The organism is Micrococcus sp. HSID17227 (assembly GCF_003989405.1).
Taxonomy (GTDB): Bacteria; Actinomycetota; Actinomycetes; order Actinomycetales; family Micrococcaceae; genus Micrococcus; species Micrococcus luteus.
Genome location: NZ_RBLN01000062.1, coordinates 1 through 9,413 on the forward strand (window position 1 = coordinate 1; position 9,413 = coordinate 9,413).

11 protein-coding genes are annotated in these 9,413 nt (G+C 71.7%); 5 read left to right on the plus strand and 6 right to left on the minus strand.

The genetic code is table 11. The annotated features are described in order from the left end of the window. The 3 genes from D8M29_RS05160 to D8M29_RS05170 form a co-directional block, all read left to right on the plus strand. Positions 1–302, plus strand: a 302-nt coding sequence (locus tag D8M29_RS05160) for a DUF3099 domain-containing protein (protein ID WP_127445831.1), incomplete at its 5' end; no start/stop codon positions are given. Further along, a complete protein-coding gene (locus D8M29_RS05165; protein WP_036336831.1) occupies positions 299–670 on the plus strand; it encodes a hypothetical protein in 372 nt (123 codons plus the stop codon). The genes D8M29_RS05160 and D8M29_RS05165, both read left to right, overlap by 4 nt. Then, positions 667–1,581, plus strand: a complete 915-nt coding sequence (locus D8M29_RS05170) for an SURF1 family protein (protein WP_127435199.1) — start codon at positions 667–669, stop codon at positions 1,579–1,581. Before D8M29_RS05165 ends, D8M29_RS05170 begins: the two co-directional genes overlap by 4 nt. A gap of 30 nt (positions 1,582–1,611) precedes the next feature. On the opposite strand, the gene abc-f is transcribed toward D8M29_RS05170, so the two are convergent. Further along, positions 1,612–3,210 carry a ribosomal protection-like ABC-F family protein gene (gene abc-f / locus D8M29_RS05175; protein WP_060974284.1) on the minus strand — a complete coding sequence of 533 codons (1,599 nt, stop codon included), beginning with the start codon at positions 3,208–3,210 and terminating at the stop codon, positions 1,612–1,614. A 122-nt stretch (positions 3,211–3,332) separates the two neighbouring features. Between abc-f and D8M29_RS05180 the strand changes: the two genes are divergently transcribed. Continuing rightward, positions 3,333–4,280, plus strand: a complete 948-nt coding sequence (locus tag D8M29_RS05180) for a neutral zinc metallopeptidase (protein WP_127435200.1) — start codon at positions 3,333–3,335, stop codon at positions 4,278–4,280. A 108-nt stretch (positions 4,281–4,388) separates the two neighbouring features. Here D8M29_RS05180 and D8M29_RS05185 read toward each other — a convergent pair whose 3' ends face one another. From D8M29_RS05185 to D8M29_RS05205, 5 genes are all read right to left on the minus strand, one after another. After that, positions 4,389–4,715, minus strand: coding sequence for a metal-sulfur cluster assembly factor (locus D8M29_RS05185; RefSeq protein ID WP_002855327.1), 327 nt, complete (start codon positions 4,713–4,715; stop codon positions 4,389–4,391). A 1-nt stretch (position 4,716) separates the two neighbouring features. Next, the gene (gene sufC / locus D8M29_RS05190; RefSeq protein ID WP_127435201.1) at positions 4,717–5,481 is read right to left on the minus strand and encodes a Fe-S cluster assembly ATPase SufC; all 765 of its coding nucleotides are present in this window, start codon (positions 5,479–5,481) and stop codon (positions 4,717–4,719) included. 46 nt (positions 5,482–5,527) lie between these two features. Next, on the minus strand, positions 5,528–6,766 hold the full coding sequence (sufD, locus tag D8M29_RS05195; RefSeq protein ID WP_095695708.1) for a Fe-S cluster assembly protein SufD: 1,239 nt from the start codon (positions 6,764–6,766) through the stop codon (positions 5,528–5,530). Between the two features lies 1 nt (position 6,767). Beyond that, positions 6,768–8,240: a Fe-S cluster assembly protein SufB gene (gene sufB, locus D8M29_RS05200; protein WP_036315257.1), complete on the minus strand. Its 1,473-nt coding sequence runs from the start codon at positions 8,238–8,240 to the stop codon at positions 6,768–6,770. 76 nt (positions 8,241–8,316) lie between these two features. Beyond that, on the minus strand, positions 8,317–9,102 hold the full coding sequence (locus D8M29_RS05205) for a metalloregulator ArsR/SmtB family transcription factor (RefSeq protein WP_255420488.1): 786 nt from the start codon (positions 9,100–9,102) through the stop codon (positions 8,317–8,319). 50 nt (positions 9,103–9,152) lie between these two features. Here D8M29_RS05205 and D8M29_RS05210 point away from each other — a divergent pair. Continuing rightward, positions 9,153–9,413 (plus strand): ATP-binding cassette domain-containing protein (locus D8M29_RS05210; protein ID WP_370450146.1); only part of this gene is annotated, 261 nt, incomplete at its 3' end.

Genomic DNA, 9,413 nt, shown 5'->3' on the forward strand with positions numbered 1-9,413 from the left:
TCGTCGCCGCGCTCTTCACCCACGGCTGGTGGCAGCTCGGGTTCATCCTCGGCGCGGTCGTGCTGCCCTACGTCGCCGTCGTGCGCGTGAACAACACCGGCCCGCAGCAGGCCGGCCCCCTGCGCGCCGTGGCCGCCCAGGGACCGGCCCTGACCCCCCGCCCCGACGACGCGGCGGCGCCCGAGCCGGTCGTGCTCACCGGCGACCTCGTGGACGACCCGCGCGACCGTGCGCCACGGGCGCTGGGCCGAGGGTCCTCGTCCGCCGGCAGTCCCGGCCTGCCCGGACGGGGCGGCGCGTGATCGGCGCGGTCCCGGGTGAGCCGGGCATGGACCTGCTGGGCGCCCTCGCGTCCGGCCGCCTTGACCCCGCCGCCGGTGCCTCCACTGCCCGATCCCCGCACGCCGCCGTGGACGGGCCCGAGCGGCCGGTCTGCTCGCGTCGTGGCTGCACCGCGGAGGCCGCCTGGGCCCTGGAGTGGAACAACCCGCGCGTCCACGCCCCGGACCGCGTGAAGACCTGGCTGGCCTGCACGGACCATCGGCCCTTCCTGGACGACTTCCTGAGCGCCCGCGGCTTCCTGCGGCGCTCCCGCCCGCTCGATCCGGCCGCCACGCAGGCGCCCGAGGTCGACACGCCCGAGACCCCGCAGGAGCCCCCGCGCCCATGAGCACCCCCGCCCCCATGACGGACCCGACCGCCCGCGACGCCGAACGCCTTCCTGCCCTGCGCTTCGGCTTCCTCGCCACCGGCCCGTGGATCCTCGGCTTCGTGGTGTGCGTCCTCTTCGCCTTCCTGTGCCATGCGCTCGCGCAGTGGCAGTGGGACCGCCGCGTGGAGGTCCAGCACCGCGTCAACCGCGTCCTGGAGAACTACGACGACGACCCGGTTCCGTTCGCCGAGGCCTCCCGGCTGTTCACCGCGTTCCAGACCGACGACGAGTGGACGCCCGTGACACTGACCGGCGAGTACCTCGTCGACGAGACGCTCATCGTCCGCAACCGCCCCCGGGCCGGCCAGCCCGGCTACGAGGTGCTCGTGCCGTTCCGGACGGACGAGGGCCCCGTCGTCGTGGTGGACCGCGGCTGGCTCCCGGTGGGCAACAGTCCGGGTCAGCCGGACGCCGTGCCGGCCCCGCCCGCCGGCCACGCCGAGGTCGTGGTGCGGGTCAAGCCCGGGGAGCCGGCCCTGGACCGCGACGCCCCGGAGGGCCAGGTGCCCTCGATCGACCTCGCCGAGATCGCCGACACCGTGGGCGGGCCCGTGGCCGGAACTGCCTACGGGATCATGGTCACGGAGGACCCGGCGGTGGAGCCGATGCCGCAGAAGCTCGTCGAGCCCACCCTCGACGAGGGCCCGCACCTGTCCTACGCGATCCAGTGGTACCTGTTCGCGGCCATGGGCTTCGGGGTGTGGGGGTACTCCGCGTGGATGCGCGCCCGCAACGACCGGGCCGACGCCCTCGACGACGCCGCGGACGACGGGCTGCTCTCCGCTCACCGGGTCCCCCGCGCCAAGCCGGTCCGGCGGCGCGACGGGCGGCTCACGGATGAGGAGGCCGAGGACGCGCTCTTCGACTGAGCCCGCCCTCCGCCTCGGCGGCCCGCGCACTCAGGCGAGGGTGATGAGGTCCCTGTAGTCGTCGTTCCAGAGGTCCTCGACCCCGTCCGGCAGCAGCACCACGCGCTCGGGGTCGAGCGCCTCGACGGCGCCCTCGTCGTGGGTCACGAGCACCACGGCGCCCTCGTACTGCTGCAGCGCGTTCAGGATCTCCTCGCGGCTGGCGGGGTCGAGGTTGTTCGTGGGCTCGTCCAGCAGCAGCACGTTCGCGCTCGAGGCCACGAGCGTGGCCAGCGCCAGGCGGGTCTTCTCGCCACCGGAGAGGACGCGGGCGGGCTTGTCGACGTCGTCGCCCTGGAAGAGGAACGATCCGAGCAGCGTGCGCGCCTGGGTGTCGCCGAGCTGCGGGGCGGCGTGGCGCATGTTGTCCAGGACCGACGCGTCCTGGTCCAGGGTGTCGTGCTCCTGGGCGAAGTAGCCCAGCTTGAGCCCGTGGCCCGCCTGGACCTCGCCGGTGTCCGGGGTCTCCTCCCCGGCGAGCATGCGCAGCAGCGTCGTCTTGCCGGCGCCGTTGTAGCCCAGGATCACCACGCGCGAGCCGCGGTCGATCGCCAGGTCCACTCCCGTGAAGATCTCGAGCGAGCCGTAGGACTTGGAGAGGTTCTCGGCGCGCAGCGGCGTCTTGCCGGAGGCCTGCGGGGTGGGGAAGCGGATCGCGGCCACGCGGTCGACCGCGCGCTCGCCCTCGACGCCGCGCATGAGCCGCTCGGCGCGCTTGATCATGTTCTGCGCGGCGGTGGCCTTGGTCGCCTTGGCACGCATCTTCTCGGCCTGGGCCATGAGGGCCGAGGCCTTCTTCTCCGCGTTGGCGAACTCCCGGCGGCGGCGCGCCTCGTCCTGCTGGCGCTGGGCGAGGTAGTTCTTCCACGTCATGTTGTAGACGTCCATGGTCTGCCGGTTCGCGTCCAGGTAGAGGACCTTGTTCACGGTCATCTCCATGAGCTCCACGTCGTGCGAGATCATCAGGAGGCCGCCGGAGTAGGTCTTCAGGTAGTCGCGCAGCCACACGATCGAGTCGTGGTCGAGGTGGTTGGTGGGCTCGTCCAGCAGCATGATGTCCGCGTCGGAGAAGAGGATGCGGGCGAGCTCCACGCGGCGGCGCTGGCCGCCGGAGAGGGTGTGCAGCGGCTGGTCCAGCACGCGGTCCGGCAGGCCGAGGTTGGACGTGATCCGGGCGGCCTCGGACTCGGCCGCGTAGCCGCCGCGGGCCTCGAACTCCGCCTCCAGGCGGGAGTAGCGGTTCATCGCCCGCTCCCGCTCGGCGTCGTCGACGGCGGCCATCCCGGCCTCGGCCTCGCGCATGCGCCGGATGGTCTGGTCCAGGTCGCGGGCGGAGAGGATGCGGTCGCGGCCGGACTGGTCCATGTCCTCGACCTTGGGGTCCTGGGGCAGATAGCCGATGCGCCCGGTCCGGGTCACGGTGCCCGCCGTGGGCTGCCCGCCGCCGGCCAACACCTTGGTCAGCGTCGTCTTGCCGGCGCCGTTGCGCCCCACGAGGCCGACCTTGTCCCCCTTGTCCACGCGGAAGTTCACCTCGTCCATGAGGAGACGGGCGCCCACGCGCAGTTCGACATCGGTGACGGTCAGCATGGGGGTGTCAGACTCCAAGGGTCGAGGGGGGAACAGGGGTGCATCGGCGGGGCCCGGCCGATCTCGACGGGCGGGGGCCAGCGCGGTGCCGGGCCAGTCTAGTCCGTCTACACTCTGGCCCCATGAGCTTCAACGAGAACGTGCAGATCGACGCCGGCCGGGCCCGATCGGGCGGTGGCGGCGGGCTGGGGGGCCGGGGCATCGCCATCGGCGGTGGCGGCGGCCTGCTCGCGGTGCTGCTCGCGATCTTCGCCCCCGGGCTGGCCGAGCAGCTCGGGATCGACACGGGTGGCGGGTCCGTCGGCCAGAGCCAGTACCAGCAGCAGACGGGCTCGGGCGGCCAGAGCCAGCCCCTCTCGGACGAGGAGTGCGCCAGCGGTGCGGACGCCAACCAGAACACCGACTGCCGCGTCGTCGCGACCACCGAGGCCGCGGACGAGTTCTGGGGCGAGTACCTCGCGCAGTTCTCGGACATCCAGTGGCGCCAGCCGCAGCTCACCCTGTTCCAGGGCGGCGTGAGCACCGGCTGCGGCAGCGCCTCCTCGGCCACGGGCCCGTTCTACTGCCCGGCGGACGAGTCCATGTACTTCGACACCGCGTTCTTCGAGACGCTGCAGACCGACTTCGGCGCCGAGGGCGGACCGCTGGCGGAGGAGTACATCGTGGCGCACGAGTACGGCCACCACGTCCAGCAGGTGACCGGCTACCTGCAGCACTCGAAGGACGGGACCACCGGCCCCACCTCCGGCGCCGTGCGCGCGGAGCTGCAGGCCGACTGCTTCGCCGGCATGTGGGCCGGGCACGCCGCCTCCACCGTGGACCCCGAGTCCGGTGCGCCGTTCCTGAAGCCGATCTCGCAGGGCCAGCTGCGCCAGGCCATCGACGCGGCCTCCGCCGTGGGCGATGACCGCATCCAGTCCACCCACACCGGCCGGGTGGACCCCGAGGCGTTCACGCACGGCACCTCGGAGCAGCGCATGGCCTGGTTCATGCGCGGCTACCAGAGCTCCCAGCAGGAGCCCGACATCCGCCAGTGCGACACCTTCCGGGCCTCCTCCCTGGACATCTGAGCCGGGAGCGCCGGGGCGCCTGCCGGCCCGTCCGCACTCCCCCACCACGACGGCGGCCCGTCACCTTCTGCGCGAAGGTGACGGGCCGCCGTCGTGGTCCGGGCCGGATCAGATGTTGAAGCCGAGGGCGCGCATCTGGTCGCGACCGTCCTCGGTGATCCGCTCGGGGCCCCACGGGGGCATCCAGACCCAGTTCAGCCGCCACTCGTCCACCATGGTGCCGATCGCGCGGGAGACCTGGTCCTCGATCTCGTCCGTGAGCGGGCAGGCCGCGGTGGTCAGGGTCATGTCCACGAGCAGCGCGCCGTCGTCGGCGTAGTGCAGCCCGTAGAGCAGGCCCAGGTCCACGACGTTGACGCCCAGCTCCGGGTCGATCACGTCCTTGAGGGCCTCACGGATGTCCTCCGTGGGCGCCTGGTTCGTGGTCTCCGTCATCTCAGGCCCCCGCCGCGGCCTTCTCGAAGCGGGCGTAGCCCTCGGCCTCGAGCTGCTCGGCGAGCTCCGGGCCGCCGGACTCGGCGACGCGGCCGTCCACCAGCACGTGCACGTGGTCCGGCTTGATGTAGTTGAGGATCCGCGTGTAGTGGGTGATCAGCAGGGTGCCCATCTCGTTCTGCGCCTGGGCGCGGTTGACGCCCTCGGAGACGATGCGCAGCGCGTCGACGTCGAGGCCGGAGTCGGTCTCGTCGAGGATCGCGAACTTGGGCTTGAACAGCTCGAGCTGGAGGATCTCGGCGCGCTTCTTCTCGCCGCCGGAGAAGCCCTCGTTGACGTTGCGGTTCATGAACGCCGGGTCGATCTGCAGGGCCTCGAAGGCGCCCTTGACGTCCTTGGTCCAGGTGCGCAGCGAGGGGGCCTGGCCGTCGAGCGCGGTCTTGGCGGTGCGCAGGAAGTTGGTCATGGTGACGCCCGGGATCTCCACGGGGTACTGCATGGCCAGGAAGAGGCCGGCCTGGGCGCGCTCGTCGACGCCCATCTCCAGGACGTCCTCACCGTCGAGGGTGATGGAGCCGGAGGTGACCTCGTAGCGCGGGTGGCCGGCGATGGTCGAGGCCAGGGTGGACTTGCCGGAGCCGTTCGGGCCCATGATCGCGTGGGTCTCGCCCGTCTCGATGGTCAGGGAGAGGCCCTTCAGGATCTCCTTGGGGCCGTTCTCGGTCGCGATCTGCACGTGCAGGTCGGTGATCTGCAGGGTTGCCATGGTGGTTCTCCTCGGGTGGAAGGCGGTGGGGTCTGCGGGGCGTCGGTCAGAGCTGCGCGATGCGGAGCTCGTCCTCCATGACGGCGGTCAGCTCGTCCTCGACGTCGCCGACACCGATCTTCTGGATGATCTCGTTGAGGAAGCCGCGCACGATCAGGCGGCGGGCCTCGGTCTCGGGGATGCCGCGGGCCATCAGGTAGAACAGCTGGGTCTCGTCGAAGCGGCCGGTCGCGGACGCGTGGCCCGCCCCCTCGATCACGCCGGTCTCGATCTCCAGGTTCGGCACCGAGTCCGCGCGCGCCCCGTCGGAGAGCAGCAGGTTCTGGTTCTTCTCGTACGTGTCCGTGCCCTCGGCCTCCTTGCGGATCAGCACGTCGCCCACCCACACGGTGCGCGCGTCCGTGCCCTGCAGGGCGCCCTTGTAGAGCACGTTCGAGACGCAGTCCGGCTGGTTGTGGTCCACGAACAGGCGGTTCTCGAGGTGCTGCCCGGCGTCGGCGAAGTACAGGCCGTACATCTCGGCCTCACCGCGCTCGGCGGCGAACCGCGCGGTCGGGGTCAGCCGCACCACGCCGCCGCCGTAGGACACGGCCACGTGCTTGAAGTGCGCGTTCGTGGCGACCGAGGCCTGCTGGGCCGAGACGTGCACGGCATCGCCCTCCCAGGCCTGCAGCGCGACCACGTTCAGGCGGGCGTCGCGGCGCACGTCGAACTCGACGTTCTGGGCCAGCACGGCGGTGCCGCGGTGGGCGATCACGACGTCGGCCTGCGCGTTCTCCTCCACGAGCACGGTCAGGTGCATCGCGGCCGGGTCGGCGGAGGAGCCGACGACGTCGATGCGCACCGGCTCGGCGACCTCGCCGGAGATCGTGACGACGGTGGCCTCGGAGACCGAGTTCCAGGCCGCGGCGGACACGCGGTCGTCGGGGGTCAGGACGGAGCCGACGCGGGCGTCGTCGCGGGCCACGGTCTCCACCGTGACGCCGGCCTGCTCGGCCACGGCCACGGCGGGCGCGGCACCGGTCAGGCGCGCGTCGTCGCCCTCGGGCAGGTGCAGCCCGCCCAGGCGCTTGAGCGGGGTGAAGCGCCAGTCCTCCTCGCGCCCCGTGAGCACGGGGAAGTCGGACAGCTCGAAGGAGCTGAGGCGATCGGCGCGCGAGCCCGCGGCGTTGCGCTCCCGGCCCCCGGCCCGGGCGGCCGGGTTCTGCGCGACGGTGAGCTTCTCGCCCTCCTCGCCCATGCCCGGGATCATGGTCCGCTGGGTGTTCTCCACGGTGTCGGTCATGTCAGCCCACCGATCCTTCCATCTGCAGTTCGATCAGCTTGTTGAGCTCGAGCGCGTACTCCATGGGCAGCTCGCGGGCGATCGGCTCGATGAAGCCGCGCACGATCATGGCCATGGCCTCGTCCTCGGACATGCCGCGGCTCATGAGGTAGAAGAGCTGCTCCTCGGACACCTTCGAGACGGTCGCCTCGTGGCCGAGGGTCACGTCGTCCTCGCGGATGTCGATGTACGGGTACGTGTCGGAGCGGGAGACCGTGTCCACGAGCAGGGCGTCGCACACCACCGAGTTCGCGGAGCCGTTCGCGCCCTCGGCGATCTGCACCAGGCCGCGATAGGCGGCGCGGCCGCCGCTGCGGGCCACGGACTTGGACACGATCGAGGAGTTCGTGTGCGGGGCCATGTGCACCATCTTGGAGCCGGTGTCCTGGTGCTGGTCCTTGCCCGCGAACGCGACGGAGAGGGTCTCGCCGGTGGCGTGCTCGCCGGTCAGGTACACGGCCGGGTACTTCATGGTCACCTTGGAGCCGATGTTGCCGTCGATCCACTCCATGGTGCCGCCGGCCTCGACCACGGCGCGCTTGGTCACGAGGTTGTACACGTTCGTGGACCAGTTCTGGATGGTGGTGTAGCGCACGCGGGCGTTCTTCTTCACCACGATCTCCACGACGGCCGAGTGCAGCGAGTCGGACTGGTAGATCGGGGCGGTGCAGCCCTCGATGTAGTGCACGTACGAGTCCTCGTCCGCGATGATCAGCGTCCGCTCGAACTGGCCCATGTTCTCCGTGTTGATGCGGAAGTAGGCCTGCAGCGGGATCTCCACGTGCACGCCCTTGGGCACGTACACGAAGGAGCCGCCGGACCACACGGCCGTGTTCAGGGAGGCGAACTTGTTGTCGCCGACCGGGATCACGGTGCCGAAGTACTCCTCGAAGATCTCCGGGTGCTCCTTGAGCGCGGTGTCGGTGTCGAGGAACACGACGCCCTGCTCCTCCAGGTCCTCGCGGATCTGGTGGTAGACGACCTCGGACTCGTACTGGGCGGCGACGCCGGCCACGAGACGCTCGCGCTCGGCCTCGGGGATGCCCAGGCGCTCGTAGGTGTTGCGGATGTCCTCGGGCAGGTCCTCCCAGGTCTTGGCCTGGCCCTCGGTGGAGCGCACGAAGTACTTGATGTTGTCGAAGTCGATGCCGGACAGGTCCGGGCCCCACGCCGGCATCGGCTTGCGCTCGAAGTACTTGAGGGCCTTGAGGCGCAGGTCGCGCATCCACTCCGGCTCGTCCTTCTTGCCGGAGATGTCGCGCACGACGTCCTCGTTCAGACCGCGGACGGCCTTCTCGCCGGCCGCGTCGGAGTCGGCCCAGCCGTACTGGTAGGCGCCGATGGCGTTGAGCTCGGGGTTCTTGTCGAGGATCTCCTGGATCACGCCGGGGTCGGCGGTCTCCGCGGAGTCCCGCTGGACGATCTGGTCGGTCATCTCAGCCTCTCTCACTAGTCACTGCGGTCGGGGTCGGTCGGGTGGTCGGCGGGAGCCGGGGCGTGGCCCGCGCGGCTCAGTCGCGGCCCAGCGGCACGTGTGTGGTGCACACGTGGGCGCCGGCGGCGAGGGTCGAGAGCCGGCGCACGTCCACCTCGAGCAGGCGGGCGAACAGCGCGGTCTCCTCTTCACAGAACTCCGGATGGCGGGCGGGAATTCCCTGGAACGGGCAGTGCCCCTGGCAGACCTGGTCCGCGCGGAGGGTGGGCGCCAGGCCCGCGCCGAAGTGGCGCAGCGTGCCGGCGTAGCCGGCCTCGTCGAGGACCCGCGCGAGGATCCGGGTGCGGTCCTGCAGCGCGGTCTCCCGGCCGTCGACGGCGGCCGTGAAGCGCTCCTCGATCTCCCGGAAGGCGTGGCGCGCGGTGCGGCGCACCTCCTCCTCCCCGCCGAGCTCCTCGAGGCGGGCCAGGGTGTCCAGGGCGACGGCGAGGTGGTCCTTGGGCAGGTGCTCCTGCGCGTGCGAGGTGACCACGTAGCGGCGGGAAGGCCGTCCCGCGCCGCGGGCCGCGGTGACCCGCTTGACCTCGACGAGCGAGTCCTCCTCGAGCGCGTCCAGATGGCGGCGCACGGCGGCCGCGGTCAGCTCCAGCTCGCGGCCGATCTCGGCCGCGCTCACGGGTCCACGCGTCAGGACCAGCTGCAGCACACGCTCGCGCGTGCCCTCGGCCGGGGCCGGAGCGGGGGGCGACGCAGACTGATCCGAATACACCACGCCATCATGACCTATTGATCTGGAACGGTTCAAGTGAGGCTCACCTGGCTTGATGACGCCCGCGGCGGAACCCGCCGCAGGCCCGGGCACCCCCGGCCCCACGAGCCGGGGTCGCAGGGCCCGAGGACTAGACTGGCACAGTGCCCCGACCTCCCCTGACCCCGGATCCCGTGCCGCGCGACGAGCCCGTCCTGCGCCTGAGCGACGTCCACCGGAGCCTCGGCCGCGGCCGGTCCCGCACCCCCGTCCTGCGGGGCGTCGACCTCACCGCCCGTGCCGGCGCCGTCACGGTGCTGCTCGGCCCCAACGGGGCCGGCAAGTCCACCACCCTCGGCCTCTGCCACGGCATGGACCGGCCCGACGCCGGCACCGTGCGCGTCTTCGGCGCAGACCCGCGGCGG

Bases quoted from the DNA above. Each gene is read 5' to 3' on its own strand.
- sufB (WP_036315257.1), bottom strand. From the start codon at position 8,240: ATGACCGACCAGATCGTCCAGCGGGACTCCGCGGAGACCGCCGACCCC.
- D8M29_RS05180 (WP_127435200.1), top strand. From the start codon at position 3,333: ATGAGCTTCAACGAGAACGTGCAGATCGACGCCGGCCGGGCCCGATCG.
- D8M29_RS05170 (WP_127435199.1), top strand. From the start codon at position 667: ATGAGCACCCCCGCCCCCATGACGGACCCGACCGCCCGCGACGCCGAA.
- abc-f (WP_060974284.1), bottom strand. From the start codon at position 3,210: ATGCTGACCGTCACCGATGTCGAACTGCGCGTGGGCGCCCGTCTCCTC.
- sufD (WP_095695708.1), bottom strand. From the start codon at position 6,766: ATGACCGACACCGTGGAGAACACCCAGCGGACCATGATCCCGGGCATG.
- D8M29_RS05185 (WP_002855327.1), bottom strand. From the start codon at position 4,715: ATGACGGAGACCACGAACCAGGCGCCCACGGAGGACATCCGTGAGGCC.
- sufC (WP_127435201.1), bottom strand. From the start codon at position 5,481: ATGGCAACCCTGCAGATCACCGACCTGCACGTGCAGATCGCGACCGAG.